Here is a 26,610-nt window from a genome sequence, read left to right as displayed (position 1 = left end):
TGAATGCCGGGCGCGGCGAAGGCTGCCTGGAGTGATCGCGAGCCCCCTCCGCCGGTTCGGCGTCACTACTAGTTGGGAAACGCCATGTCAGAGCAGAACAAAGCTACAGCCAAGCGCATTTTCGACGCGTGGAACACGCGAGACCTCGATATCTTCGACGAGGTGATGTCCGCCGACGCCATCAACCACGACCCGCAGAATCCGTTCGCCGAGGTCCATGGCCCCGAGGGCCTCAGAAAACTCGTGCAGATGTATCTCGCCGGCTTCTCGAATCAACGCTTTCTCGTCAACGAACAGATTGCGGAAGGCGACTTCGTCACCACCCGCTGGACGGGTACGGGAACCAATGACGGCGAGATGATGGGGATGCCCGCCACCGGCAAATCGGCAGTCGTTCAAGGAATTACGATCAATCGGTTCCGGGACGGCAAGATCGTCGAGAGTTGGGCATCCTGGGACACCCTCGGGATGATGCAGCAACTCGGCGTCGTCCCGTCGGCACACTCCGCGACAACCTGACTCGGACAGGGCCTGCCGCAGTCGGGGATAGTCCGGCACCGTCTCCACAGCCCGGCGCGCTGGACTGAGGTGTTCCCTAGGTGAGGAACGCTCTGATTTCTGCTGCTGTCTGTGCCGGACGCTCGAGGTGTGCCAGATGCCCGGTATCGGGTAGGTCTACGCGGCGAACGTCGGGAACCATCGCCGCGACGACCTCGGCGATGACGCGAAAGTCCTCCACATCGTCGGCGCCGGTGATCAGTAGCACCGGCATGGCCAGATCCGGCAAGCACTCGATATGGGGTCGCGCCGGTGGTATCTCGCGATCGGCGTCCACCCAGACGCGGCAGGCATCCGCGGCGATGGCGGCTCGCAATCGGGCGGCCATCGCCGGGTCGCGGCGGGCAGTGGCGAACAACGGGTGGTGGAACCACAGGTACCTGGTGCGTTCGAGGTCACCGCTTCGGGCCGTCCTGGCCAACTCGAGCCAGTGCGCCCGCCAGCTGTCCGACCAGTCCCAGTCGGCAAGTCCCGGACTGATCAGCACCAGGCGATCGACCCGATCCGGATAGGCGAGTGCGAAGTCGACAGCGATCCTGCCACCCATGGAGGCACCGGTCAGCGCGGTCCGCTGGATGCCGAGTCCGTCGAGCAGCGCAGCCAAGTCGTCGGCATGGCGAAACCGTGCGGAAGTGCGGTCCTCTGACGCGCCACAGCCGCGTAGGTCATACCGCACGCAGCGGTGTGTCGTCGTGAGCTGTGGCCACAGCGGGCCCCAGGTCGAATGATCTCCCCCCGCTCCGGGTACGAGGACATGCGGTGAACCTTGCCCGGTGACGTCGGCCCATAGTTCGACGCCCGATGTTCCGGTGATCCGATGTACTTCCGGCACGTCATCTCCTCGACGTAACCCTCGCGGATTCGCACTTCCGTTGTCTCGCAAACCGATCAGGGGTGGGCAGCGTTCGATACCGACAAGCGATCGTCGCACAGCTGCGCTGTCCGCGTCAGTGCGCCATTTTGAGCCCGACGACACCGGCAACGATCATTACCAGGAACACGGCCTTCACTACCGAGAATGCCTCCACACCGGTGACCATGGCATAGGTGACGGTCAGGACCGCGCCGATCCCCACCCAGACCGCGTACGCGGTGCCGAGGGGGAGATCGCGCATGGCCAGCGCCAGCCCGCCCATGCTGGCTGCCAGCGCGACACCGAACACCACGGTCGGGACGATTCGGGTGAACCCTTCGGTGCGCCCCAGCGCGGTGGCCCAGACTGCTTCCAGCACACCGGAGATGACGAGCAGAATCCATGACATGACGAGCCTCCTGTGGCCGTCTTGTCGCGTTCCGGGTACGGCTACCCTCGTCCGGGAGCCCAGTTCGGGCTCATTGCCAAGCTGTCACACCGGCAATCTCTTGGCAAGCGGGTGGTGGGTGAAGTCACCAGCGCCCGGGTCGATCACGTGCTGCCGCCGCGTCGGTAGCCGACCTCGTCGGGTGTGCGCGGTCCGTACCGCCGGTCGCCGAAGTCGACGGCCAGAGACCGGTGCGGGTCGACCCGTCGGAAACCGACACTCGCGGTGTAGGCGTGCAGCCCGGCGGCCACCAGCCAACGGATCGCGAGGCCGGGTTCGGGCAGATCGTGCACGCGACGAAGCTGTTCGGGGCAGAACGCGGCAATCACCCGGGGCGCGGCGGACCGCACGGGACGGGGCAGACAGCGCTGACCGAAAGCGTCGATCAACGCGCGGGCGATCGCGCGTCCGCCCTCGGAGGCCGCGTACTCGCGATGCTCGTATTCGGCCGCCCAGCCGGCGAGTTCGGCGCGCTCCTCGGGGACGTCGACGAGGTGCTGGCGTACCGCCACTGCCCGCCAGAACCGCCAGTGCGCCTCCCGCTCCGCCTCGGAGAAGAGCCGGACACCGAAGGCGGAGGTGAGCGCGTGCGGGTCGAGAGCCAGCGTGGCGAGGGTATAGACGGAGTCCTGGTCGCGCAGTGGGAAGTGCGCGTGGATCTCGTTGAGCCGCTCGATCCAGGCGCTGCCGACGGCGGAGCCGGGTCCGTGTTCGATCAGCTGGCCGAAGAATACGATTGTGTCGTCGTTGCGGCGCAACGTTTCTCGGACGATGTCGCCCGTGCCGTGGCGATAGAGAGTGCGCGCCATCGTCGGCACTGCCACCTGCTTGAGGAAGGCGACGGTGAACAGCGCGTACACCAGCGGATTGTGACCGTGCAGGATCGCCAGCGAGAGGCGGGTGATCTCGTCGGCGTCTCGCACGGGGTCGAGTGCTGCGATGCGGCGTCGCACCTGCGCCCCGCGGACACGGGGGTTCGCGCGCGTCACAGCCGTGGCTCCACGTCGAGCTGGAGGCGTCCGCCGAGGTCGAGGGTGAGCGTCGTACATCCCGCTCGGTCGGCCACGATCTCACGCTCGAGCGCTCCCGCCACGTGGTACGAGCGTCCGGGTACCAGTCGGTCGACGACGACGGTGGTGCGCACCGGACCCGCGCCCGGTCGCAGGACACAGTGCAGCGCAACGCCATCGGTGAGTGCCCTGGCCACCAGGACATCGGGGTAGTCGGCGTCGGCGAGCCGGGGGCCGGTGCGCCAGGCGTCCGGCAGACCGTGTCCGATGAGGTCGCGCAACCCCGACGCGCGTCCGAACCGCGCCATCAGTTCGTAGAGATTTCCCTGGGTGGAGACGTCGGCGTAGCGTGCTGCCCCGCCCGCGCGGTGGGTGGTCTCGGTGTCGGCCAGGTCGGCCAGGACGCGCGCGGCGATCTGCTCGTCACCGATCTCACAGGCAGCCATCGCCAGCAGGATCTGCCCGAACGCCGTACCGCCGAAGGCATAGGAGCCGGAGTCGCAGCGGTTGGCCAGGGTGGGAGGCAGGAGGATTCGGCCGTCGCGCTCGTGCAGGACGGTCTCGCGCACCAGTCGCCAGGAGCGGTGCGCGAGGTCGGGGTACGCGGGGTGCAGCCAGTAGGTCGTGGGCAGCCACACGGCGTCGCCGGCCCACGGACTCCACGAGAGGCCGAGGTTTTCGGAGCGGACGCCGACGACGCGACCGTCGGGGCGATGGAACTCCGCGAGGTAGGCGGTGCGGATGCGCTCGTGCAGCCGGTCGTAGGCGGTGCCGCCGTGCAGACGGCGGTCCATGAGCAGGGTGTTGACCGCGAAGGTGTTGCAGACGGGGTAAATCCACCGCGGTTCACAGGAGAACAGTGTGAACGGCGAGCGTTCCATGTTGGTGGCGATAGAGGAGGCCAGCGCGGGCAGGTCGTAGCTGTACGCCTCGTCGTCCGACCAGCGGTAGGTGAGTGCGCCCGGCGCGGAGAATCGCGCGTCGTCGAAGGTCTCGAAGAGGCCGGCCGAGACTCCCTGCCACCCGGTGAGCATGACGTTGTCGCCGTTGTCGACCGGGTCGCGGCGCAGGGACAACCGACCCCACGCGTTCTCCAGCGCCCAATACCCCCACACCCGCCGATCACCCATCTTCTCGATCGAGCGGGCGTGCGCCTCGGTGAGATAGCCACCGAAGGCTGGGGCACAGGTGTTGCGGTAGGCGGCCAGCGCGTAACCGAGCAGACAGAGCTGATACCGCAGCGCTGCCTCACGGAACTGGTCGCGCCGGTCGAACCCGTCGAAGGACGCCAGCGGCTGCAGGGCGAGGTCGAGTGCGAACCGGAGCCGTTCGAGGTCGTCGGGGCTCGCCTCACGCACCGGCGGCTCGACGCGCGAAGGTACCCGGGTGATGGTCGCCGGTCGGGCCAGTACGCCCGCGTTGAGGAACCCGGCCCGCCGCCTCCGCCGGGTGTGCCGCACCGCGTGCGCGGCGAGGCAGAGTGCGACCGTCGCAGGCCCGGCGACGGCGACGGCGAGCAGTCCGGTGTCGGTGGAGTGGTGGCCGCCCATCGTCGCACCGAGCGCGAGGTCGAGCACCCAGACGGCGACGGGTGCGACCACCGCGCCGATCATCCACCAGATCAGCACGGCCACGACGAGAGCCAGTACCGCACCGAGCGCGTGGAGCGGATGGCCGCTCGCGAAGTGGCGGCCGCCCGGCAGCATCAAACCCGCGCCCAGCGGGCGGAGCCGGTCGTCGCCGGTGAGTGCCAGCGCCGCGCCGAGCAGCCAGACGACGCCGAGGCCACCTCCCGCGCGCAGCATGGTCCGCCGCGTGACAGGCGGTAGCAGTGGCGCGCGGTCGTCGAGCGGGGTGAGCGGCACGGTGTCGGTACGCAGCGGTTCGACGCCACTGGCCGCGGTCATCGGGTCACCGCGTAGCGAGCGGGCGGGGCGAAGACCGTGCCCGAGGCGTGCCGGTCGGCTCCTCGCAGCGCGCGCAGAAGTCGGCCGAACGCGGCCATCACCGCGAGTGCGGCCACACAACAAACCATGCCGAGTCTCCTCTGGTTAACAGCTCCCGTGCCATATAAGGAACCGGATCGTTCTGGTTCCTAATAAGGTGACAGGGTGTGGGGCGGCGTGTCAAGATCTCTTCATGACCTCCGCTGCCCGCCCCTACGGCGGCATGCCCAGCGAGACGCGGCGCCTACAGCGGCGCGCGCGGTTGCTGGATGCGGTGTTGGACGTCGTCGGCGCCGACGGGTACGGCGCGTTGACGCTGGCGTCGGTGTGCGCTGCCGCCGGGGTCGGTAAGCGCTACTTCTACGAGAACTTCGCCTCCCTCGACGAGCTGGTCGCGGGCGCGCTCCAGCAGATCTTCGAGCAGGTCGGCCGGGCTATCGAGGAGTCCGGGCTGCAACCCGACGACCCCGCCGAGCGGCTACTGGAGTTGGCCGCCCGCAGCGCGCTCGAGGTGCTGGACGACCCCCGGGTGGCCCGGTTCTACCTGGAGTCGACCGGCAGTCCGGCGGGCATGGTCGTGCGCGAGACCGCGGTCGGCGTGCTGACCGAACAACTGCTCGTCCGACTGGTCGACACCGGCCCGCCACGTCCCACCGCCCGCCTGCTCGGACACCTGCTCGTCGCGGGCACCAATCATGTTGTGGCGCTGTGGCTTCGCGGGGATTCCGGGGTCGGGCGCGAGGAACTGGTCTCGCTGCTCGTCGGCATCGGGGTCGACGCCGCGGAGCGGATGCGCCAGGAAGCCTGACCGCGCCTGAGCGACAAGGCCCAGCATCGCTGTCGTGTGCTCTATGCCTGCTCCGGCGTGGTTATAGACCTGTTGGGGGACGGCTCGTGGGATATTCGGCACCGCCACTCGTGTTGTGGATCGTGGGCAAATCGTCGAAAAATCGTTGACATGCTGCGGTTGAGGTGTCGGCGCGGCTGCTCCCTGCCCACCAAGGCCAGTGCCAATCCCGCGGGCGCGCATGGGTGCGAAGCTAGGGTCCTGGATATGGTGTCCGGCCCGCTGGGGAGTCGCGGGTTCGATTCCTCGGCAGGATTCGAACCTGCGACATCCTGGTTTCAGGTCGTGTACCGGAGCTGCCCGGCCGGGTGACAGGGGTCTCCGGCACAGTGTTGCCATGGGTTCGTCGGTCGCTGACTCTTTCACTGTCGCCACATTCAACGTCAACGGAATCCGCGCGTCACGTCGTCGTGGATTCGACCAGTGGTTGCGGGCCCGGTCGGTCGATGTGGTCGCGTTGCAGGAGTTGCGTTGTTCCGCAGCCGATGTGGGAACCTTCCCGGCCTATTCGGCGGCAGTAGACGTCGGTTCCGTGGCCGGTCGCAACGGTGTGGCCGTACTGACCAAGGTTCCCGCCGCTGCCGTGCGGACGTGGGTGACCCACCCACCCAGGGCCCGCGGACTCGGTGAGTTCACCGCACAGGGACGTTATATCGAGGTCGACCTGGCCGACCGCCCGGTGACGGTGGCCTCTCTGTATCTCCCCAAGGGGGGTTTGCCCGCGCATCTCCAGCGCCCGGGATCGATGCGCGAACAGCCCGACGGTGGGGTCAAGTACGAACGCAAGCAGAGGTTCCTCGCGGCGTTCGCCCGCGAAGTGCACCGGAACCGGCTCGCTGCGCTGAGTGCGGGACGCGAGTTCGTCCTCACCGGGGATCTGAACATCGCACACACCCGCCACGATGTGACCAACTGGCGTGCCGCCCGCACGATGGACGGCTTCCTGCCCGCCGACCGCGAGTGGTTCAGTTCGATTCTGGGCACGCGTCGGCTCGTCGACGTGGTGCGACAGGTGCACGGCGATCGCCCGGGTCCACTCACCTGGTGGAGTTGGGCGGGGCAATCGTTCGCCAAGGATGTGGGTTGGCGAGTGGACCACCAACTCGCGACACCCGGTCTCGCCCGCCTCGCCACGTCTGTCGTCGTCGACAAGGAACCATCACCCGCTGAGCGGCTCTCCGATCACGCCCCACTTGTGGTGACCTACTCGGCAATGCCTGACTGAGAAGTTCTGGTGCCCTCGGCAGGACACAAAAACATGGGCGACTGGAAAAATGCCTGGTCATAGTCGATGGCTACTCGATCTGAGCTCCAGCACCAACCGCTGCGTGGGGGTCAGGGGTTCGAGTCCCCTTCGCTCCACACTTCTTCCGCACCACCGGTGCCTCGAGCCGCGCCGTGCAAACTTTCAAACGGGTTGGGGCAGGGCCCATGGCGAAATACGCACGCGGTCCGGATGAACTGGCCGGGACCAGCAGTGCCCACCAGGCGGCGCCGGTCCCGGATTGTCCTGGCTAGGTGAACAAGCGAGCGTGCTCGGTGGCCCATTGTGCGAAATTGCGGGTCGGTCGGCCGGTCACCGTCGCTACGGTGTCGAGGACCTTGTCCGCGGCGTCGGGTGGGTGGGTTGCCAAGCGGAGACCGAATTCGACGTATTCGTCGCCGAACCCGTGACCGGCCAGGCGGTCCCGTTCCTGGGCTTCGCTGAGTTGGCGGTGGATGAGTGGAACTCCTGTCGCCTCGGCGAGGATCCGGGTGCGTTGTGCCGGGGTGAGGGCTTCGGGGCCGGTGAGGCGGTAGGTTTTGCCGCCGTGGCCGTCTCGGGTCAGGGCGGTCAGTGCGACCGCGGCGATATCGGCTTCGTGGACCATGGCACTGGGCCATCGGGCGAAAGCGGAGACGGTGCGGTGTTCGCGGATTTCGTCGAGCCAGTCGAGGGTGTTGAGCATGATCTCGACGGGTTCGAGGCGGGTCCAGGCGATTCCGCTGCCCGGCAGCGCGTGTTCGACGCTTGTCCGGGCCCAGCCGCCAAGGACGGTGGCGCGCCCGATTCCGGATCGCCGGGCGAGGTCGACGATCTCGGGGCCGGTGGTGAGGTCCGCGCCGTCGTCTCCGCCGAAGGTGATGAGGTGGACGGCGTCGACACCAATGAACGCGTCGTGCAGGGTCGAGACGTCGGTCAGGTCTCCTTGCACGCGCCGCGCGGCCGGTGGCAGGTCAGCGGAATGCGGGGTGCGGGTCAGTGCCCGGACTCGGTGGCCGTCGGCGAGTAGCTGGTCGACGAGGTGGCGGCCGATATGCCCGGTGGCGCCGCACACGAGGATTTCCATGGTGGTCCTTCCTGGTCAGCTGGTGCTCTTGCGCAGTGCGCGCAGGCCAACGGCGATACCGATGGCCGCGGTGAGGATCGCGGCCAGCCAGCCCCAGCCGACGTCGGCCGAGGTGAGGTGGCCGGCGAACAGATCGCGTTCGGCGTTCACGACGTGAGTCAGTGGGTTCACCACCGAGAGCGCCCGCATCCATCCCGGGGCTTGTTCGAGGGGCAGCAGCATGCCGGACAGGATCATCGTGGGAAACAACAATGTCTGGTGCACGGTCCAGAAGACCCAGTCCTGTTCCCGGACGACGATGGCCAGTGCGTAACTGAGCGAGCCGATGCCCAGGCCGAGGACACCCAGCAGCAGTAGGCCCTGCGCCGTGCCGAGTGGATCCGGCCGCAGTCCCAAGGGGATGGTCACCAGGATGATCAGGCTCGCCTGCGCGATCAGGGGGAGGAATTCTTTGACCGCGCGGCCCAGGAAGAGGGCCGACCGGGACAGTGGCGTGACCAGCAGGCGCTCGTGTGTGCCGTTCTGGAGGTCGAACTGGAGATTGGAGCCCGTGCCTGCGGTACCGAACAACGAGGTCATGACCAGGATTCCGGGAACGAACCAGGCCCAGGGCGACTCCCCGTCGCGCGTCAGTAGTGGGCCGAACAGCAAGAGGAAGAACAGGGGTTGGACCAGGCCGAAGACGACCGAGAACGGATCGCCGAGTACGGGGCGCAGCTCTCGGACGGTGACGAGCAGGGTGTCGGCGACGATATTTCGGCGCGGTTGCGTGGTGGTCATCGGGTCTCCTCCGGATCGTGGTTGTCGCGCTCGGCCGTGCCGGTGTCGCGCAGACTGCGTCCGGTGAGCTCGAGGAAGACATCGTCGAGCGTGGGCACCCGGGTAGCGGCGGAAACGACCTCGATGCCGCGCGCGTGGGCCGCGGTGACCAGTGCCGGTACGGCTTTCGGGCCGTTCGCTGCGTGGGCGACGACGGTCGTGCCGGTGTGGGTCACCCGGTTCACGCACTCGGTCCGGCGCGCCAGCGCGGCCAGCTCACCGGCCCGGGCCCGGTCGCCCGCCTCCAACGTGACCTTGTCGCCCGCGTGCTCGCTCTTCAGCGCCTCGGGTGAACCGTCGGCGATGATGCGCCCGTGATCCACGATCACCACGCGGTCGGCGATCTGGTCGGCCTCGTCGAGGTAATGGGTGGTGACCACGATCGTCATGCCCGATTCCGCACGGAGTCGGGCGATGTGGTCCCACAGATTGGCCCGGTTGTGCGGGTCCAGACCGGTCGTCGGCTCGTCGAGGAACAACAGCGCGGGCCGGTGAACCAACCCCATCGCCAGATCCAGGCGCCGGCGCTGGCCGCCGGACATGGCCTGGGACTTCCGATTTCCGAGCCCGTCCAGACCCAGGGCGGTGAACAGCTCACCCGCCCGGATCCGCGCCGATTCCCGGTCCAGTCCGTGGATCCGGGCCTGAGTCACCACCTCATCCATCGCCCGCTGCGTATGTCCCGCGCTGTTGCCCTGACCGACGTATCCGATCACCCGCCGCACCTGGCCTGGTGCGCGCTGTACATCATGACCACCGACCTCCGCTGATCCGCCGGTCGGCGGCAGCAGCGTCGTGAGCATGCGCATCAAGGTCGTCTTGCCGGCCCCGTTGGGGCCGAGGATCGCCAAGACTTCCTCCCGCGCGACGGTCAGATCGATGCCGTCGACTGCGCGAACTTCTGACTCACCGGGACCGTAGAAGGTCCTGGTCAAATTCCGGGTACTGATCACGTCCTGCCTCTCGATGGGGTACAGGACGATCAAAACCTCCGTTGCGGACGACATACGGCCACAAGCCGACAGCGGCGGCCCGGAATTCCTTGCCCCGGAAACGCCGAATGCCCTACGGCGCAGACGAGGCCGCAGGGCATAGCCGACGGGTCAGCGGGTGCGCGGATCCTGCAGCGACGCCATCGCTGCCATGAGCGTGGAATGAACGGCGGTCAACTCCGGCGTCGCGAACGACTCCCAGGACTGCTCGCCCGCGTCGGCCGCCGCGGAATCGGCCTGCCCCCAGTCGCCTTCGCCGGTTCCGTCCGCCGCTCCTTCATCCCAGGACGCGTCACCCGGGTTGTGCTTGTACACCCACCACAGGTGGCCGAACGGGTCGGCGAAGCGGGAGAGCACATCGCCCCAGAAATCCGTCGGCTCGGTGACGATCCGCGCACCACGCGCGGTGGCGCGTTTCAGTGTGGCGGCCGGATCGTCGACGTAGACGCGGACAAAGGACGGCATATACGGCCAGTCCGGTTTACGGTCGGCGATCGTCAGCGTCGAATCGCCTATCCGCAGTTCGGAATGCAGAACCAAGCCGTCGGTATCGGCGGTCCGAGCCTCGGGGACCTCGATCGCCCCGAACACCTCGACCAGGAAGTCGAGCAGACCTGCCGCGTCATCGGTCCAGATGAAGGGGTCGACCGTCGCGGATCCGGCGGGCGCCGGAGGAACTGCGGGAGTGGTGGACATACTGTCTCCTTTCGGTTGGTGCCCTCAGACTGGCCGCAGTTGCGGACAGTTTCTGGCCACAAGGGTGCCTATTCTCAGGGTGTGTCCACCAGCACTCGCACCCTCGCGCTTCTCGGTCTGCTGCAAAGCCGTCGCCACTGGTCCGGCGCCGATCTCGCGCGCCGACTCGATGTCAGTGAGCGGACCGTCCGGCGTGATGTGCTCGGTCTCCAGGAGATCGGCTATCCGATCGTCACGACGCGCGGAACTGGCGGCGGCTACCAGCTCAGTGCGGGTGCCTGTCTGCCGCCGCTGGTCCTGGGCGAGGAGGAGGCCGCCGCGACGGTGCTGGGGCTGAAGGAGATCGCCACCGGCGTCCATCCCGCGTCCGCAGAAGCCGCGATGAGCGCTATGGCCAAGATCGTCCAGGTCCTTCCCGCTCGTATCCGTCGCCGGATCGACAGTCTGCGGACCGTCGAGACCCCCGCCGGTGAGGGATACCGCCGAGCCGGGATCGATGATGTCACCGCGTTGACCACTCTCGCGCTCGCGTGCCGGGACGCCGATACCGTCTCGTTCTCCTACCGCGGCAGCGACGCGGCCACTTCGCAGCGCACCACCCAACCGCATCGGATCGTCAATGTCGAAAGCCGCCTGTACCTGGTGGCCTGGGATCTCGATCGCACCGACTGGCGCACGTTCCGAATCGACCGGATCGCGCAACCACTCCGCACCGGCGCACGATTCGCACCGCGCCGCCTGCCCGGCGGCGATGCGGTGGAGTATGTCCGCGACCGGATCGGGTCGATGCCGTCGAGGTACCGGGTGCACGCCACGATCCAGGCTTCCGCCGAACGCGTCAGAGCCGAAATCGTCCACTACGGCATCGTCACCGTCATCGACCCCGGGTCGTGCGAGGTCCACATCGCCGCCGAATCCCTGGACTGGGCAACCTTCTGCCTTGTCTCGATCGGCGCGCCTTTCATTGTGCACGGACCACCCGAAGCCATCGATCTCATGAAGGATTGGACATCCAGGCTCCTCACCGCCACACCCGCACCCGCGCCCAGTCACTGAGCCCGCCCGTGCACAACCCAGCTTCCGGGGGATCCGAACTGACAAGACACCCGACGAGCTTGGTCTGCCCCACTCGAGCGAAGTTCGGTAGACAGTCGATTTTCTACGGTGCCGTTGGGGTGGACTGACGTGGAGAATCAGGGCCTGGCAGCCGCGGTAGCGGGATTTGGTCGGTCCGGTGGGCACCCAGGTCAGATCCAGCCTGACCATCGCGCAGCGCGGCGAGGGAGTCAGCCGTCCGGATAGGTTCGGGGATCGTGAATCGATAGGAGCCCAACCGTTGTTGCCTGAGCGTGAAAGCAGCAAATCGTCCCGGATGGGACGGTTCGGAGGAGTCAGACCGAGGTGCGAGACGGGCCGTTCCGGCGAGGTGACTCCGTGCCTGCTCTGGCCTGGTCGTAGACCACCGGGCGGTCGGAATCGGGGAATATTTCACCCCCACTCGTGTTGTGGATCGTGGGTGAATCGTAGAAAAATCGTAGAAAGCGAGGGTGGACCCCGAAGATGACCAGGTCAGCGGTGGTATAGGCTTTGTCGGTCATGAAGTCGGCTTATTCGGGTCCGGTCAGCGGGGTGCCCAAGACGGTCTACCTCGATCACGCGGCGACCACTCCGATGTTGCCCGCCGCCGTCGAGGCGATGACGGCTGCCCTCGGGGCGGTCGGGAACGCGTCGTCGCTGCACGGATCGGGGCGGGCGGCGCGGCGGTCGTTGGAAGAGGCGCGCGAGTCCATCGCTGCTGATCTGGGTGCTCGACCGTCCGAAGTGATCTTCACTTCCGGGGGCACCGAGAGCGACAACCTGGCCGTGAAGGGGATCTTCTGGGGGCGTCGGGCGGCTGATCCGCGGCGCACCAGGATCGTCACCAGCGAGGTCGAGCATCATGCGGTGCTCGATGCCGTCGAGTGGCTGGAGAAGCACGAAGGCGCGCAGGTGAGCTGGCTGCCGGTCGACGCCGAGGGCGTCGTCTCGCCGCAGGTGCTGCGCGAGGTGCTCACCGCGCATGCCGACGAGGTGGCGCTGGTCAGTGTGATGTGGGCCAACAACGAGGTCGGCGCCATCGAGCCGATCACCGAATTGGCCGCTGTCGCACAGGAATTCGATATCCCGATGCACAGCGACGCGATTCAGGCGGTGACCCAGATCCCGGTCGACTTCGCCGCCAGCGGGCTGGCCGCGCTCAGCGTGGCCGGGCACAAGGTCGGCGGCCCGCACGGAATCGGTGTGTTGTTGCTCGGCCGCAGTGTGCCGTGTGTGCCGCTGGTCCACGGCGGCGGACACGAACGCGACCTGCGCTCGGGCACTTCCGATGTGGCCGCGGCGATCGGGATGGCCGCCGCGCTGCGTGATGCCGTCGGCGCGCTGCCCACGCGCACCGAGCGGTTGCGGGTGCTGCGCGACCAGTTGATCACCGGTGTCCAGGGGGCGGTGTCCGACGCCGTGCTCAACGGTCCGGCCGAACGGCTGCCCGGCAACGCCCACTTCACGTTTCCCGGTTGCGAGGGTGACTCGCTGCTGATGCTGCTCGACGCCGCCGGTATCGAGTGCTCGACCGGTTCGGCCTGCAACGCGGGGGTCGCCTCGCCCAGTCACGTGCTGATCGCGATGGGTGTGCAACCGTGGCAGGCGCGCAGTTCGCTGCGCTTCACCCTCGGTCACACGTCGACCGAGGCCGATGTCGAAACACTGTTGACCGTGCTGCCGCAGGTCATCGATCGAGCCAGGGCCGCGGGCCTGGCCGGCGCTAGAGGAGGTGCCTGATGAGAGTTCTCGCCGCGATGAGTGGTGGTGTCGATTCGGCGGTGGCCGCGGCGCGGGCCGTGGACGCGGGCCACGAGGTGGTCGGGGTGCACCTGGCACTGTCGGCGAACCCGGGCACGTTGCGTACCGGATCGCGCGGTTGTTGCTCCAAGGAGGACGCCGGTGACGCGCGTCGCGCCGCCGATGTGCTCGGAATCCCGTTCTACGTCTGGGATTTCGCCGATCGCTTCAAGGAAGACGTGATCGACGATTTCGTCGCCGCCTACGCCGCGGGGGAGACCCCGAACCCGTGCCTGCGCTGCAACGAGAAGATCAAGTTCTCCGCGCTGGCCGACCGCGCGCAGGCCCTCGGCTTCGATGCGGTGGTCACCGGCCACTACGCCCGGCTCGACGAGGGCGTGCTGCGTCGCGCCGTCGACGCCGACAAGGATCAGTCCTACGTGCTGGCGGTGCTCACCGCCGAGCAGCTCGCGCGGGCGATGTTCCCGGTCGGTGACACCCCGAAGCCGCGCATCCGCGAGGAAGCCGCCGAGCGCGGGCTGGCAGTGGCCAACAAGCCCGACAGCCACGACATCTGCTTCATCCCCTCCGGCGATACCCGCGCGTTCCTCGGCGCCAAGATCGGCATCCGGCCGGGCGCCCTGGTCGATTCCGACGGCACGGTGCTGGGCAAGCACGAGGGTGTGCACGGATTCACCGTCGGCCAGCGCAAGGGCCTGGGCCTGAGCCACACCGCCGCCGACGGCAAGCCCCGCTATGTCACCGGGATCGACCCCGATTCGGGCACCGTCAAGGTCGGTTCGGTCGAGGATCTGCAGGTCGACGTCATCACCGCCGACCGCGCGATCTGGACCTCCGGCGTGCGCCCGACCTCGTCGGTCGAATGCGTCGTGCAGGTTCGCGCGCACGGTGGGACCGCACCCGCTGTGGTCGAGCCCGAGGGTGACGGCTTCGTCGCCAGGCTGGGTGAGCCGCTCACCGGCGTCGCGAAGGGCCAGGCCATCGTGCTGTACCTGCCCGATGTCGACGGCGGCGACACCGTGATCGGCAGCGGCACCATCAACGGCACCGACCGCACCGTGGGCATCGCGTCCGATTCGTCGGCGGCCTCGGCCTGATCGCGTCGTGGCGTGTGCGCCGCTGTTCGGCGCACACGGCAGGATGACCACCGACCCATACGACACGAAAGGTGTTGAGCGCGTGACGTTGTGGCGTGGCAGCGAGCAGTCCGACGACCCGGCAGCGGCGGAGCCGGTCGACCTGCTCGCCGGGGCGTTCGCCACCGGCATCGGTTCCTGGCCGGGCACCGATCCACTCGAAGCGGCGACCACCATCATCGGTGAACTGCCGGAACTGCCCCACCTCGTCGAACTTCCCGAACGCGGGATCGGCGCCGACATGATCGGACGCGCCTCCGCGCTCCTGGTCGACCTGCGTTTCGACGCGACCACCCGCGGCTACCGGCTCGCCGACCGGCCGGGTTCGATCTCTCGCAAGGCCCGTGACTTCGTGCGGGTGGATCTCGACGCGATCGAGGAAGCCTGGGAGACAGCGGGTCTCGTCGGCTCCGGTCGTGCGATCAAGATCCAGTCGGTCGGACCCCTCACCCTCGCCGCTGAAGTCGAACTGCCCGGTGGTCATCGCATCCTCACCGATCGCGGTGCGCTGCGCGACCTCGTGGACTCGCTGGCCGAGGGTTTGGCCCTGCACGCTGCCGAGATCGGTAAACGACTCGGAGCGAAAGTGGTTGTGCAACTGGATGAACCGCAGCTGACGACGGTGCTCGATGGATCGCTGACCGGCCCGAGCGTCCTCAATACGGTCCGCGCACTGCCCGGCCCCGAGGCGATCCACTTCCTCGACGTCGTGATCAACGCCCTGCCGGGCCCGGTCATCCTGCACACCTGTGCCTCCCGCCCCGCCCTGCCCACCCTGCGCCGCACCGCGGCCACCGCCCTGTCCTTCGACGCGGCCACCATCACCACCGCCGATTTCGACGACATCGGCGAGGCCGTGGACTCCGGTAAGAAGCTGGCCCTCGGCCTCGTCCCCACCCAACCGCCGACGAGCCCGCTCACCTGGCGCACTGTCGCCGAACCCGCGGTCCGACTCGTGGACGACCTGGGCTTCCCACGTTCGGCTCTCACCCAGGTTCTCGTCACCCCCACCTGCGGTCTGGCGGGCGCCCCGCTCGCCTGGTCGCGCAAGGCCCTCGCCCTGGCCGCCGACGTTGCCCGCGCGTTCGCCGAAGACCCGGAGTCGCTCACCGTCGAGCGCCCGGAACCGTCGCGGTCGGGTCGGAATCATCGGTGACGCAGTCCCGGCCGCGCTGAGCGAAAATTCGTTCCCGCACGGCTGCGACGTGCGCGGATGTGTCGGTGGGCTCGACTAACCTTCAGTAGGTGAGTGACAGCGACAACGTGGTTTCCGCGAGTGCCGAAGCGGCTACGCCCGAGCAGCGGGTGCAGTGGCAGCGGTTGGCCGACGAGGTGCGGGGGCATCAGTTCCGCTACTACCTGCGGGACGCGCCGATCATCACCGACGGTGAGTTCGACGCCCTGCTGCGCGAGTTGCAGGCGCTCGAGGACGCGCAGCCGGACCTGCGGACTCCCGATTCGCCCACCCAGTTGGTCGGCGGCGGCTTCGCGACCGAGTTCACCGCGGTCGACCACCTCGAGCGGATGCTGTCGCTGGACAATGTTTTCGACTACGACGAGCTGCGCGCCTGGGCGAGCAGAGTGGAAGCCGAAACCGGGTCCGAGCTGCACTATCTGTGTGAAGTCAAGATCGATGGCGTCGCGTTGAACCTCGTGTACGAGAACGGCAAGCTGGTGCGCGGCGCGACTCGCGGCGACGGGCGCACGGGGGAGGACGTCACCCTCAACGCGCGCACCATCGAAGACATCCCCGCCGAGCTCACGCCGACCGAGGAATTCCCGATCCCGCAGCTGCTCGAAGTGCGCGGCGAGGTGTATTTCCGGCTCGAGGATTTCGAGACGTTGAACGCCCAGATCGTCGCGGAGGGCAAACCGCCGTACGCGAATCCGCGCAATACCGCCGCCGGTTCGCTACGTCAGAAGAACCCCGCGATCACCGCCCAGCGCAGGCTGCGGATGATCTGCCACGGTTTCGGCCGCATCGAGGGTTACCGACCGTCTTCCCAGCACGAGGCGTACCGGGCGCTCGCCGCGTGGGGCCTGCCGGTGTCGGCGCACACCCGCCTGGTCGAGGGCATCGACGCCGTGGTCGAGCGGGTCGCCTACTGGGGCGAACATCGCCACGACATCGAGCACGAGATCGACGGTCAGGTGATCAAGGTCGACGAGACGGCCCTGCAACGCCGCCTCGGCTCCACCTCACGCGCCCCGCGCTGGGCCATCGCCTACAAGTACCCGCCGGAAGAGGCCACCACCACCTTGCTCGACATCGCGGTGAACGTCGGCCGCACCGGTCGGGTCACCCCGTTCGCGGTGATGGCGCCGGTCTCGATCGCCGGTTCGACCGTCTCGATGGCCACCCTGCACAACGCCTCCGAGGTGAAGCGCAAAGGCGTACTGATCGGCGACACCGTCACCATCCGCAAGGCCGGTGATGTGATTCCCGAGGTCCTCGGACCCGTCGTCGACGCGCGGACCGGCGCCGAACGCGAATTCGTCATGCCGACGCACTGCCCCGAGTGCGCCACCGAACTCGCCCCGGCGAAGGAGGGCGACGCCGACATCCGCTGCCCCAATCAGCGGCACTGTCCCGCCCAGCTGCGTGAACGCGTCTTCCACCTGGCCGGTCGCGGCGCCTTCGACATCGAAGCCCTCGGCTACGAAGCCGCCAACGCCCTGCTCACCTCGGGCGCGATCACCGACGAGGGCGACCTGTTCGACCTCGACGCGCAGGCTCTGCTGGGCGTGCCGCTGTTCACCAAACAGGACGGCACCCTCTCGGCCAACGGCGCCCGCCTGCTCGACAACCTGAACGCCGCCAAGGACACGCCGCTGTGGCGGGTGCTGGTCGCGCTGTCCATTCGCCACGTCGGTCCGACCGCGGCCCGCGCGTTGGCCGCCGAGTTCGCCGGCCTCGAGCGCATCGAATCCGCGACAGGAGAAGAACTCTCGGCCACCGACGGCGTCGGCCCCACCATCGCCGCGGCGGTGCTGGAATGGTTCACCGTCGATTGGCATCGCGCGATCGTGGACAAGTGGCGAGCGGCCGGGGTGCGGATGGAGGACGAGCGCGATCACTCCATCGAACGCAACCTCGACGGCCTGTCGATCGTCGTCACCGGCTCCCTACAGACCTTCACCCGCGACGGCGCGAAGGAAGCGATCCTCGTCCGCGGTGGCAAGGCCGCAGGCTCGGTCTCGAAGAAGACCGTGTTCGTCGTGATCGGCGAGGCGCCCGGTTCGAAAGCGGCCAAGGCGGAAGAACTCGGCGTCCGAATCCTGGACGAAGACGGCTTTCGCCTGCTGCTCGACGGCGGTCCCGACGCGGTCAGGATCGACCCGGTCGAGGATTCGGGCGTCGAGGACTAGCCGGTCGCGCTGCCGTGAAGGGCTCAGTTCGGCGTGACGGTGACGGTGTTGCCGATCTGGGTCTTCATGTCGAACGACGCGCACTGCCCGTTGCTGAGCTCCTGGGTGCGCAGGGGTCGCTTCTTGATGTTGGTCTGGATCTCGACCGTCACGTCGGTGCTGGTCATCGAGCACACCTTCGACACCGGGGCGTCGGTGTAGGACACCGACCCCGCGCCCTGACAGGAGTTGGTCGAGTTACCCAGGAACACCCGTGCGGTTCCGGTCGGGCACGGATCGGCCATCGCACTCGGCGCACTCACCAGCGCGGCCGGAACCAGCGCTCCCGCCGTCATCGCCGCAACGACAACTCCGCGAACCACAACTCGAACGGCCATCACACTGTCCTGCCTCTCCGCGAATTTTGGTCAGCCTACGGGACCGGGCGACTTCGTGGCGCGTCGAGCGATACGGAGACATGGTGGCCCGCGTCGGCGACATCGTGACTCGGCCGCGTCGGCGAGACCCCGCGTCGCCTAGTCTTTCCAGGAATCTCGGAGAGGCGGACCCTTGCTGCGCAGTTTTCAGGTGACGAACCACGGATCGCTGGCCCAGGCTCAGCAATTGCGGCTGACCAAAGGCGCGGGCGGCCCGTTGGCGGTGCCGGTGACTGCGGTGCACGGGGTGGCCGCCGCGGGGAAGACGAGCTTGATCGACGCGCTCGGGCAGATGCGGGACGCGGTGCTGAACTCGGTGAGCGGGTGGGACCCGTATGCGGGCCCGGTCCGTCGACCGCATCTCGGGTTCGCCGATCGCCCAACAGAATTCGTCGCGGGGTTCATCGCCGAAGGTGTGCCTTATACCTATGGGTTCCGGCTCGACAACGCCGATGTGGTCGCGGAGTGGCTGTATACCCATCCTCGGTCGCGCAAGCGGATCGTGTTCGAACGCATCGGCGACGAGGTGAAGATCGGGCCGATGTTCGAGGCGGCTCGCTACGGTGTGGCGGCGCTGGTGCCGTTGCTGCGGCCCAACGCCCTGCTGTTGAGCCTGGCGGGGCAGATGTATGCCGAGGCGTTGGTGCCCGCGTATCGGTGGTTCGCGGCGAATCTGGCTGTGCAGCAGGGTGATGTCGACACCGACGCGCTCGCGCACGACCTGGGCAGCCACATCTCCCGTTCGCCCGACAACGCGGCGCGGCTGTTGATGCTGCTGCGCACGGCCGATCTCGGGATCGAGGATCTGCTCGTCGCCGAACACGATCCGATGTACGCGGACTACCTGCGCGATCTGGATGCCGAAATCGGCGCGCTGGCAGGTCATCTCGACCACCCCGAGCAGATTCTGGTCGACCGCGAACTGAGCACCCTTCGGGCGGCGCGCGACGCGCTGTACCGACGGATGGTCGATCGTCGCGGCGCGGGGCTGAGCCTGGTGCACGAGGGCATCGACGTCGCGTTCGAACTGGCCGACGAATCCACCGCCACGCGCTCGCTGCTGCGCGTGCTGCCCGCGATGCTGGAGGCCCTCGACGCCGGGCAGGTGCTCGCGGTCGATGATCTGGGCGTCGGCCTGCCGGTCGAGGAGACCGACCGGCTCGTCCAGCTGTTCCAGAACCCGGAGACCAATGCCCGTGGCGCACAACTGATCTACACCACCGCCGATCGCGCGCTGATCGACCGCGGCAACGGACGCTCCCAGCGCACCCGCACCGCCGTGTGGCAGGTGCGTCGCGAGCAGGGGGTCAGCGAGCTCACGCCGCTGTAGCCGGGGGCCTAGCATGGGCGCATGCTCGAAGTGGTGATGGCGGCAGCGCTGGTGACGATGCTGCTGGTGACGATCGGCGCCGTCGTCGCCGGACGGACCGGCCGGGGAAGGGCGAACCTCGAACACGGGTCGCTGTATGTGACCGGTGTCAGCCCGCTGCCCGCGATGACCGGCGAGCACTACGTGACGATCACCGGCACCGTCACGGGCCCGTCGATCACCGGCAAGGTCGTCTACCGCCGCTTCGCCTGGGACGCCGCCCACTGGCCCGCTCCCGGCGACCACCTGGCCATCGCCTACCCGCCCCACAACCCCGACGACTGGCACGCCGAGCACCCCGGTCTCCGCCCCTACCTCGGCTCCTGAGCGACCTCATCAGCCTCTCCCGGTGCGGGTGAGTGGGAGCTCACAAACGTCCAGGTGGGATCATTTCGGGATGCACGGTACCGACGACCAGACCACCGGACTCCTGATCCGCCCCGCGCACCCCGACGAGTACGACGCGGTCGCCGCGCTGACCGTCGATGTGTACGTCGGTGACGGCTACGTCACCGAGCGCGACGACTACGTGCGCGAACTCGCCGACGTCGCGCGCCGGGCGACCGAGTCCGAGGTGCTCGTCGCCGTGCACGACGGCCTGGTCGTCGGCTCGCTCACCGTCGCGAAGCCCGGCACGCGGTACGCCGAGATCGCCCAGCCCGGCGAACTCGAGTTCCGCATGCTCGCGGTGTCGAAGCAGGCGCGCGGACTCGGCGTCGGCACCGCGCTGGTTCGCGCCGTCATCGACGAGGCGAGAGCAGGCGGCTTCGAAGCGGTCGCGCTCACCACCATGTTCTCGATGGTCGACGCCCACCGGATCTACGAGCGGCTCGGTTTCGTGGGTGTCCCCGAACGTGATTGGGCCACCCACGACGGACTGCAGTTGTTCGTGATGCGGCTCGCGCTGCGCTGAGCGATCAGTTCAGCACGGTGGCGACGATGCCGGCGAGGTAGCCGAGCCGCGCCACTTCCGACGGGCGGAAGTCGGGTCCGCCGGGGCGGCCCAGCAGCAGCGACCTGCCGGTGTTGCCCAGCGGGGCGGCGGCGAGTTTGGTGTCCATGTCGCGCCAGATCTCCGGCACCCAGTCGGCCTCGCCGTCGAGCCACATCGGCTTCTCGATGGGCATCCAGGGTGCCGAACCCGCTTGTGTCTCAGGGGCACTCGGGCTGCCGACGATGCGGTAGGCGCCCGCGGGGCCCAGACCGATGATCGTGGACCAACCGACGCGCAGCACGCGGGGGCAGCCGTCGACGAGAACCTGGAGACGGTCGTCACGGGCGCTGGCGACCTGGTCGATCAGTTCGAGTTCGCGGTGGGTGTCGAGGACGCCGGAGTACGGGCGAATGGAGTCGACGCTCACATCGCGCACCGATTCCGCGGCGGTGATGAGGGTGTCGGGCAGTGCGCCGGTGGGGACTTCGACGACGAGATCGTCGATCGCGAAGCCGGCGCCGCGTTCCACGACGTCGAGCGAGAGGATGTCCGCGCCGACCCCGCCGAGGGCGAGTGCGAGGGAGCCGAGGCTTCCCGGTCGATCCGGAAGTTGCACGCGGAGCAGGTATGACACGTGCGTTCCTTTCCATAACGGCCGGGGTTGTTGAAGACGAATACCCGGTGGAGCAATACTTACACCCCTGAACGCGGGTTCTCGACCCGAAGTATGACCCCATCGGCGCGACATGCGCGAACTTTCGTGTGAGCGGGTGCGTCCGACGTGCGGGGACGGGCGCGTAAAAACCTTCAGGACCCGCCAATTAGGCTGTACCGAATACTGCCCACCGAAGCCGAAAGGGGTCCCGCGGTGCCCGCAATCTCCCGCGACGAGGTCGCTCACCTCGCCCGGCTGTCCCGGCTGGCGTTGACCGACGCCGAACTCGACCAGTTCGCCGGTCAGCTGGACTCGATCCTCAGCCACGTGCAGACCATCACCGAGGTCGCCGCCGATGTCCCCGCCACCGCGTCGCCGAACCCGACGACCAATGTGACCAGGCCCGATGTGGTCGTCCCCGGCCTCACTCCCGAGCAGGCGCTGGACCAGGCGCCCGCGGTGGAAGAACAGCGTTTCCTGGTCCCGCAGATCCTGGGAGAGGGCGAATGACGGAGTTGACCCAGCTGTCGGCTGCGGAGCTGGCGAGCAAGATCCACGGCGGCGAGGTGTCCTCCACCGAGGTCACCCAGGCGCACCTGGATCGCATCGGCAAGGTCGACGGTGAGCTCAACGCCTTCCTGCACGTCGCGGGTGACCAGGCGCTGGCCACGGCCGCCGTGGTCGACGCCGCGCTCGCCGCGGGCGATTCTCCGGCCTCGTCGCTGGCCGGAGTTCCGTTGGCGCTCAAGGACGTTTTCACCACCACCGACATGCCGACAACCTGCGCCTCGAAGATCCTCGAGGGCTGGATGTCGCCGTACGACGCGACGGTCACCGCCCGGCTGCGCGCCGCGGGCATCCCGATTCTCGGCAAGACCAACATGGACGAGTTCGCGATGGGCTCCTCCACCGAGAACTCCGCCTACGGCCCCACCCGCAACCCCTGGGACACCACCCGCATCCCTGGCGGTTCCGGCGGCGGTTCGGCGGCGGCACTGGCCTCGTTCCAGGCGCCGCTGGCCATCGGCACCGATACCGGTGGCTCGATTCGTCAGCCCGCCGCGGTCACCGCGACGGTCGGCGTGAAGCCCACCTACGGCACCGTCTCCCGGTACGGCCTCGTCGCCTGCGCGTCGTCGCTGGATCAGGGCGGCCCGTGTGGTCGCACCGTGCTCGACACCGCGCTGCTGCACGAGGTGATCGCCGGGTACGACCCGCGCGACTCCACTTCGCGCAACGTCGCGGTGGCGCCGGTCGTCGAGGCCGCCAAACAGGGCGCCAACGGTGACCTGACCGGCGTGCGTGTCGGCGTGGTGCGCGAATTGCACTCCGACAGTTACCAATCCGGCGTGCTCGCCTCCTTCGATGCCGCGGTCGCGGTGCTGAAGGAACTGGGCGCCGAGGTGATCGAGGTGTCGTGCCCGAGCTTCGAGTACGCGTTGTCCTCGTACTACCTGGTGATGCCCTCGGAGGTGTCGTCGAACCTGGCGCGCTTCGATGCCATGCGCTACGGCCTGCGCGTCGGTGACGACGGCAGCCACAGCGCCGACCAGGTGATGTCGCTGACTCGTGAGGCCGGTTTCGGCCCGGAGGTCAAGCGCCGCATCATGATCGGCACCTACGCGCTGTCGGCGGGCTACTACGACGCCTACTACGGCCAGGCCCTCAAGGTCCGCACGATGATCGCGCGCGACTTCGACGCCGCCTACGAGCAGGTCGACGTGCTCGTCTCGCCGACCAGCCCGTTCACTCCGTGGAAGCTGGGCGAGAAGGTCGACGACCCGCTGGCCATGTACCTGTCGGACCTGTGCACCCTGCCGACCAACCTGGCGGGCCACCCCGGCATGTCGGTGCCGTCGGGTCTGTCGGCCGACGACAACCTGCCGGTGGGTCTGCAGATCATGGCGCCCGCACTGGCCGATGACCGCCTGTACCGGGTGGGCGCGGCCTACGAGGTGGCGCGCGGCGCGCTGCCGATCCCGAGCGGCGTCTGAGAGAAGGTCGTACGAGCGGGGCGCGCCGATTCGATGGAATCGGCGCGCCCCGCTCGTTTGTCTGTTGCCTGTCGGTGGTGGGCGGCTACGCCACCGCGCGGCTGCCGACGCCCGCTGTCATCGCGGTGAAACCGGCCCGCAGATGCTTGCCGAGCGCCACCGTGACGACGGGGCTCAGCCAGCCCGCGAGGGTGAATCGGGACTCGTAGCGGCACCGGTCGGGGCCGAGCGGCACCACGGTGTGCGAGCGCAGGCTGCGCAGTGCGCCCAGCGGCACCGGCTTCATCGTGTAGCTGAACTCGACGCCCGGGGTGTGGGTGCGAATCCATTCCCGCTGTGGCCGGCGGTTGTTGCCCAGCTTGACCTGCATGTCGATGGCCGAGCCCGGCTCCAGCGTGCTCGACGCCTCGTAGCAGAAGGTATTCCACTCGCCGTAGCGCTCGAAATCCGTGAGCACCTCCCACACCTTGGCGGCGGGGGCGTCGATCTCGATCGTTTCGTCGATGACTAGAGACATGCGTGAAAACTAGGACATGTTCTATTTTTCGGCAACTGCATCACGCGAACCGGCGGCGTAGTTTGCGCATCGCGTCGATGATCACGGCCGAGGCCGCCGTCACCGCGAACAAACCGAGGACCGTGCGGGCGAGCGGCCAGAGGTTGGGCCGGTCGGCCGGGTCGGTCTGGGCGAAGACGTTCTCCACCACGGGGGCGCCGTACTCCTGGCGTCGGGAGTTCACGTCCACGGCGGTGAACGCGATATCGGCCATCACGCCGCAGCGGGCCCGGGAGAACTCGTCGTCGCGCTGCTGGCAGGAGGCGTGGATGCGCCGGTTCAGCGCCGCGTCCACCGCGCGGCGCGCCCATCCGCCGAGAGGCTGGTCGACCCGCTCGGCGTAGCGCAGCACGTCGTAGCCGAGGTCGTGGGCCTTGCACGCCGACTCGAACTCGGCGGGCAACGTCACCGGCGAGGAGCAGCCGCCGTTCGGGTTCACCAGCAGACCGTCCTGCGGCGCGGGGTCGTAGCCGAACTTGTAGCCGAAATCGCGGGGGATGAGCGAGGTGGCGTCCGGACTGTCGTCGATGAGCGCGCGCACCGCGGCGGCGGCCGCCACGTTCTCGGTGCTGCCCGGGGTGGTGCCCATGGCGCCCGGGGCCGACATGACCACGGCGGCGGCCATGGCCAGCCCGGCCGTGCACAGCGCGACACCGCTACGACGGCGGTGCTGCGCGGGAGCAGGGGACGGCGCGGAGGCGGCGGAATCTGCGGTACGGGCGCGAGCGGCGGCGGGTACCGGGCGAAGCGGGGTGTTCATGGCCTCCGACAGTAAGGAGCGGGTCTCACGGCGGGTATCCCGCTGCGGACCGGTTTATCGGGGCGCGCGGGTGGCATGCCCGGCGCCGGGGTCACACCAGGGTAGGGGGTCGTATTCGGTTCGTGGGTATGAGGTCCGGTGACCGGACGGTTCGTAGGCTGACTGTCATGTCCGCACCACTGCGCCCCGCCGCGCGAGGAATACCCGCGCGCACCTGGTTCGACTTCGCAACGGTGCTGGTCGCGCTGATTTTGTACAGCATCGCGTGGCCGACGCTGTTCGTGACCCACGAGGTCTCACCCGTCGCGGCGCCGCTGCTGTCGGCCCTGGCGGCCTTCCCGATCCTGTTCGTGCGGGTCAACCCGGCGATGGGCTGGGCGATCTCCGCGGGGGCCGCGCTGCTGTTCTCGATCGGCCTGCAGCCGAGCGCGGACAACGATCTGCCCTTCCAGGTCGTGCACGTCATCGTGCTGTTCGTCCTGCTGTTCGCGGTGGCGTTGCGGGCCTCGGTGCCGATCGTGGTCGTCGCCTGGGCGGCCACCTCGATGCTGTTCGCCACAACCATGCCCGGGTCGCAGAGCGGTCCGCTCTGGGGCTGGGCTATGGGGTTCGGCGCGCTGGCGCTGTTCGGCTACCTCGTGCGCATCCTGCTGGCCTCGCGGCGCAAGCTGGAGCGGCAGGAAGAGGTCACCGAACTCGAGCGCGCGCGTCGGGCGATCCTCGAGGAGAAGGCGCGCATCGCGCGTGACCTGCACGACGTGGTCGCCCACCACATGTCCATGGTGGTGGTGCAGGCGCAGACGGCGCCGTACCGGATCACCGACCTCGACCAGGCCTCGCGGGCCGAATTCGAATCCATCGGCGCGACCGCTCGCACCGCGCTCAACGAGATCCGTGGCCTGCTCGGGGTGTTGCGCAGCGATGGCCAGTTGCCCGAACACGCGCCGCAGCCGCGGGCCTCGGACGTGCTCGCCCTGTGCGCGTCGGCGCTGCGCGCGGGTCTGCCGGTCGACTGGACGGTGACCGGGGATCTGGATTCGGTGCCGGAGACGACCGGGCTGGTCGTCTATCGCGTGGTGCAGGAGTCGATGGCCAATTGCGCGCGGCACGCACCGGGCGCGGCGGTGCAGGTCGCGGTGGCGGTCGAGCCGGGCGTGGTGAGCGTGACCGTGCACAACGCCGCCACCGCCACGGTGCCGCAGCCCGGTGCGGGCGGCGGTCACGGCATCGACGGCATGCGCACTCGCGTTGTCGCGGTCGGCGGTGAACTCCACGCGGGGCCCACCGGCACCGGCGGATTCGAGGTCTCCGTGAAACTTCCCACCCACTGAGGCATACCTCGGCCTACGCTCCGTCTGTACGCGAAAGACCGAGGAACGCTTCGCGTCTGTGCCCTCTAAGGTGGTCGGGTGGCTATTACCGTGTTGATCGCCGACGACCAGGCGATGGTTCGCCAAGGTTTCGGTGCCCTGCTGGGCGCGCAGACCGATATCAGCGTCGTCGGCGACGCACCGGACGGCAAAGTGGCGGTGGCCGAGGCCAAGCGGTTGCGTCCCGATGTGGTGCTGATGGATGTGCGGATGCCGCAGATGAACGGTCTCGACGCCGCCCGCGCGATCCTGACCGCGAATTTCGATCCGCCGGTGCGGGTGCTCATGCTCACCACCTTCGATATCGACGACTACGTCTACGAGGCGCTGAGCATCGGCGCGAGCGGATTCCTGCTCAAGGACGCGCCCGCCGAGGAATTGGTGCGCGCGGTGCGGGTGGTCGCCGACGGTGAGGCGCTGCTCGCGCCGACCATCACCCGCAGGCTCATCGCCGACGTCACCCGCAGGCGCAATGCGGTCCGCGCCGCCCCGGCGCCCGCGCTCGGGACGCTCACCCCGCGCGAACGCGAGGTGCTCGAACTGGTGGCCAAGGGGCTGTCGAACACCGAGATCGCCGCGGCGCTGTTCGTGGCCGAGCAGACCGTGAAAACCCATGTCTCCAAGGTGTTCTCGAAGCTCGGGCTGCGCGACCGCGCCCAGGCGGTGGTCCTGGCCTATGAATCCGGCCTGGTCGTTCCCGGCTGAGCCGGCGCG

General features: G+C 68.4%; 28 protein-coding genes and 1 riboswitch. Of the genes, 15 read left to right on the top strand and 13 right to left on the bottom strand.

From position 1 onward, the window contains the following. Nucleotides 1–84 precede the first annotated feature (84 nt). Complete coding sequence (locus QX204_RS23610; protein ID WP_301902387.1) at nucleotides 85–519, top strand: ester cyclase; 435 nt, start codon at nucleotides 85–87, stop codon at nucleotides 517–519. Nucleotides 520–595: 76 nt separating this feature from the next. On the opposite strand, the gene QX204_RS23605 is transcribed toward QX204_RS23610, so the two are convergent. The 5 genes from QX204_RS23605 to QX204_RS23585 all read right to left on the bottom strand — a co-directional run bounded on the left by QX204_RS23605 (nucleotide 596) and on the right by QX204_RS23585 (nucleotide 4,904). Continuing rightward, entirely contained in the window at nucleotides 596–1,390 is a 795-nt protein-coding gene (locus QX204_RS23605) for an alpha/beta fold hydrolase (RefSeq protein WP_301902385.1), read from the bottom strand. Between the two features lie 115 nt (nucleotides 1,391–1,505). After that, a complete protein-coding gene (locus QX204_RS23600; protein ID WP_301902383.1) occupies nucleotides 1,506–1,820 on the bottom strand; it encodes a DMT family transporter in 315 nt (104 codons plus the stop codon). 10 nt (nucleotides 1,821–1,830) lie between these two features. Then, nucleotides 1,831–1,895: riboswitch (guanidine-III (ykkC-III) riboswitch) on the bottom strand. Between the two features lie 68 nt (nucleotides 1,896–1,963). After that, nucleotides 1,964–2,848, bottom strand: a complete 885-nt coding sequence (locus QX204_RS23595; RefSeq protein ID WP_301902381.1) for an oxygenase MpaB family protein — start codon at nucleotides 2,846–2,848, stop codon at nucleotides 1,964–1,966. Continuing rightward, the gene (locus QX204_RS23590; protein ID WP_301902379.1) at nucleotides 2,845–4,776 is read right to left on the bottom strand and encodes a linalool dehydratase/isomerase domain-containing protein; all 1,932 of its coding nucleotides are present in this window, start codon (nucleotides 4,774–4,776) and stop codon (nucleotides 2,845–2,847) included. Before QX204_RS23590 ends, QX204_RS23595 begins: the two co-directional genes overlap by 4 nt. Beyond that, complete coding sequence (locus QX204_RS23585; RefSeq protein WP_301902378.1) at nucleotides 4,773–4,904, bottom strand: hypothetical protein; 132 nt, start codon at nucleotides 4,902–4,904, stop codon at nucleotides 4,773–4,775. Before QX204_RS23585 ends, QX204_RS23590 begins: the two co-directional genes overlap by 4 nt. 104 nt (nucleotides 4,905–5,008) lie before the next feature. Here QX204_RS23585 and QX204_RS23580 point away from each other — a divergent pair, with 104 nt between their 5' ends. Next, complete coding sequence (locus QX204_RS23580) at nucleotides 5,009–5,623, top strand: TetR/AcrR family transcriptional regulator (RefSeq protein ID WP_301902377.1); 615 nt, start codon at nucleotides 5,009–5,011, stop codon at nucleotides 5,621–5,623. 376 nt (nucleotides 5,624–5,999) lie between these two features. After that, entirely contained in the window at nucleotides 6,000–6,887 is an 888-nt protein-coding gene (locus QX204_RS23575; protein WP_301902376.1) for an exodeoxyribonuclease III, read from the top strand. 289 nt (nucleotides 6,888–7,176) lie between these two features. On the opposite strand, the gene QX204_RS23570 is transcribed toward QX204_RS23575, so the two are convergent. The 4 genes from QX204_RS23570 to QX204_RS23555 form a co-directional block, all read right to left on the bottom strand. Continuing rightward, nucleotides 7,177–7,992, bottom strand: a complete 816-nt coding sequence (locus tag QX204_RS23570) for an NAD(P)H-binding protein (RefSeq protein ID WP_301902375.1) — start codon at nucleotides 7,990–7,992, stop codon at nucleotides 7,177–7,179. Nucleotides 7,993–8,007: 15 nt separating this feature from the next. Then, a complete protein-coding gene (locus tag QX204_RS23565) occupies nucleotides 8,008–8,772 on the bottom strand; it encodes an ABC transporter permease (RefSeq protein WP_301902374.1) in 765 nt (254 codons plus the stop codon). Next, a complete protein-coding gene (locus QX204_RS23560) occupies nucleotides 8,769–9,764 on the bottom strand; it encodes an ATP-binding cassette domain-containing protein (protein ID WP_301902372.1) in 996 nt (331 codons plus the stop codon). The genes QX204_RS23565 and QX204_RS23560 overlap by 4 nt, the downstream gene beginning before the upstream one ends. A 150-nt stretch (nucleotides 9,765–9,914) precedes the next feature. Then, entirely contained in the window at nucleotides 9,915–10,499 is a 585-nt protein-coding gene (locus tag QX204_RS23555) for a VOC family protein (protein WP_301902370.1), read from the bottom strand. A gap of 81 nt (nucleotides 10,500–10,580) precedes the next feature. Between QX204_RS23555 and QX204_RS23550 the strand changes: the two genes are divergently transcribed. The 5 genes from QX204_RS23550 (at nucleotide 10,581) to ligA (ending at nucleotide 17,842) form a co-directional block, all read left to right on the top strand. Next, a complete protein-coding gene (locus QX204_RS23550) occupies nucleotides 10,581–11,555 on the top strand; it encodes a helix-turn-helix transcriptional regulator (protein WP_301902368.1) in 975 nt (324 codons plus the stop codon). A 540-nt stretch (nucleotides 11,556–12,095) separates the two neighbouring features. Then, a complete protein-coding gene (locus QX204_RS23545; RefSeq protein ID WP_301902366.1) occupies nucleotides 12,096–13,316 on the top strand; it encodes a cysteine desulfurase family protein in 1,221 nt (406 codons plus the stop codon). Continuing rightward, complete coding sequence (mnmA, locus tag QX204_RS23540) at nucleotides 13,316–14,434, top strand: tRNA 2-thiouridine(34) synthase MnmA (RefSeq protein ID WP_301902364.1); 1,119 nt, start codon at nucleotides 13,316–13,318, stop codon at nucleotides 14,432–14,434. Before QX204_RS23545 ends, mnmA begins: the two co-directional genes overlap by 1 nt. Before the next feature lie 142 nt (nucleotides 14,435–14,576). Beyond that, nucleotides 14,577–15,629 carry a methionine synthase gene (locus QX204_RS23535; RefSeq protein ID WP_301908088.1) on the top strand — a complete coding sequence of 351 codons (1,053 nt, stop codon included), beginning with the start codon at nucleotides 14,577–14,579 and terminating at the stop codon, nucleotides 15,627–15,629. Nucleotides 15,630–15,736: 107 nt separating this feature from the next. Further along, complete coding sequence (gene ligA, locus QX204_RS23530; protein ID WP_301908087.1) at nucleotides 15,737–17,842, top strand: NAD-dependent DNA ligase LigA; 2,106 nt, start codon at nucleotides 15,737–15,739, stop codon at nucleotides 17,840–17,842. A gap of 23 nt (nucleotides 17,843–17,865) precedes the next feature. On the opposite strand, the gene QX204_RS23525 is transcribed toward ligA, so the two are convergent. Then, complete coding sequence (locus QX204_RS23525) at nucleotides 17,866–18,219, bottom strand: hypothetical protein (RefSeq protein WP_301902363.1); 354 nt, start codon at nucleotides 18,217–18,219, stop codon at nucleotides 17,866–17,868. A gap of 190 nt (nucleotides 18,220–18,409) precedes the next feature. Here QX204_RS23525 and QX204_RS23520 point away from each other — a divergent pair, with 190 nt between their 5' ends. From QX204_RS23520 to QX204_RS23510, 3 genes are all read left to right on the top strand, one after another. Beyond that, nucleotides 18,410–19,588, top strand: a complete 1,179-nt coding sequence (locus QX204_RS23520) for an AAA family ATPase (protein WP_301902362.1) — start codon at nucleotides 18,410–18,412, stop codon at nucleotides 19,586–19,588. Nucleotides 19,589–19,609: 21 nt separating this feature from the next. Further along, nucleotides 19,610–19,954 carry a hypothetical protein gene (locus tag QX204_RS23515; protein ID WP_301902360.1) on the top strand — a complete coding sequence of 115 codons (345 nt, stop codon included), beginning with the start codon at nucleotides 19,610–19,612 and terminating at the stop codon, nucleotides 19,952–19,954. A 70-nt stretch (nucleotides 19,955–20,024) separates the two neighbouring features. After that, nucleotides 20,025–20,540, top strand: a complete 516-nt coding sequence (locus QX204_RS23510) for a GNAT family N-acetyltransferase (RefSeq protein WP_301902358.1) — start codon at nucleotides 20,025–20,027, stop codon at nucleotides 20,538–20,540. A 4-nt stretch (nucleotides 20,541–20,544) separates the two neighbouring features. Here QX204_RS23510 and QX204_RS23505 read toward each other — a convergent pair whose 3' ends face one another. Further along, nucleotides 20,545–21,195: an ACT domain-containing protein gene (locus QX204_RS23505; protein WP_056812152.1), complete on the bottom strand. Its 651-nt coding sequence runs from the start codon at nucleotides 21,193–21,195 to the stop codon at nucleotides 20,545–20,547. 234 nt (nucleotides 21,196–21,429) lie between these two features. On the opposite strand from QX204_RS23505, the gene gatC reads away from it, so the two are divergent. Together gatC and gatA are read left to right on the top strand one after the other, a co-directional pair. Next, nucleotides 21,430–21,726, top strand: coding sequence for an Asp-tRNA(Asn)/Glu-tRNA(Gln) amidotransferase subunit GatC (gene gatC, locus QX204_RS23500; RefSeq protein WP_301902357.1), 297 nt, complete (start codon nucleotides 21,430–21,432; stop codon nucleotides 21,724–21,726). Continuing rightward, nucleotides 21,723–23,210: an Asp-tRNA(Asn)/Glu-tRNA(Gln) amidotransferase subunit GatA gene (gatA, locus tag QX204_RS23495; protein WP_301902356.1), complete on the top strand. Its 1,488-nt coding sequence runs from the start codon at nucleotides 21,723–21,725 to the stop codon at nucleotides 23,208–23,210. Before gatC ends, gatA begins: the two co-directional genes overlap by 4 nt. Before the next feature lie 85 nt (nucleotides 23,211–23,295). On the opposite strand, the gene QX204_RS23490 is transcribed toward gatA, so the two are convergent. Continuing rightward, nucleotides 23,296–23,727: an SRPBCC domain-containing protein gene (locus QX204_RS23490; protein ID WP_301902355.1), complete on the bottom strand. Its 432-nt coding sequence runs from the start codon at nucleotides 23,725–23,727 to the stop codon at nucleotides 23,296–23,298. A gap of 40 nt (nucleotides 23,728–23,767) precedes the next feature. Further along, a complete protein-coding gene (locus tag QX204_RS23485; protein WP_301902354.1) occupies nucleotides 23,768–24,526 on the bottom strand; it encodes a hypothetical protein in 759 nt (252 codons plus the stop codon). A gap of 167 nt (nucleotides 24,527–24,693) precedes the next feature. Here QX204_RS23485 and QX204_RS23480 point away from each other — a divergent pair, with 167 nt between their 5' ends. Both QX204_RS23480 and QX204_RS23475 read left to right on the top strand, forming a co-directional pair. Continuing rightward, nucleotides 24,694–25,857 (top strand): sensor histidine kinase, encoded by a 1,164-nt coding sequence (locus QX204_RS23480; RefSeq protein ID WP_301902353.1) that lies wholly within the window; start codon nucleotides 24,694–24,696, stop codon nucleotides 25,855–25,857. Between the two features lie 78 nt (nucleotides 25,858–25,935). Beyond that, the gene (locus QX204_RS23475; protein ID WP_301902351.1) at nucleotides 25,936–26,601 is read left to right on the top strand and encodes a response regulator; all 666 of its coding nucleotides are present in this window, start codon (nucleotides 25,936–25,938) and stop codon (nucleotides 26,599–26,601) included. Nucleotides 26,602–26,610: the final 9 nt, after the last annotated feature.

Source organism: Nocardia sp. PE-7, assembly GCF_030486425.1.
Classification (GTDB): Bacteria; Actinomycetota; Actinomycetes; order Mycobacteriales; family Mycobacteriaceae; genus Nocardia; species Nocardia salmonicida_A.
This window is presented reverse-complemented; position numbering and strand designations above follow the sequence as displayed.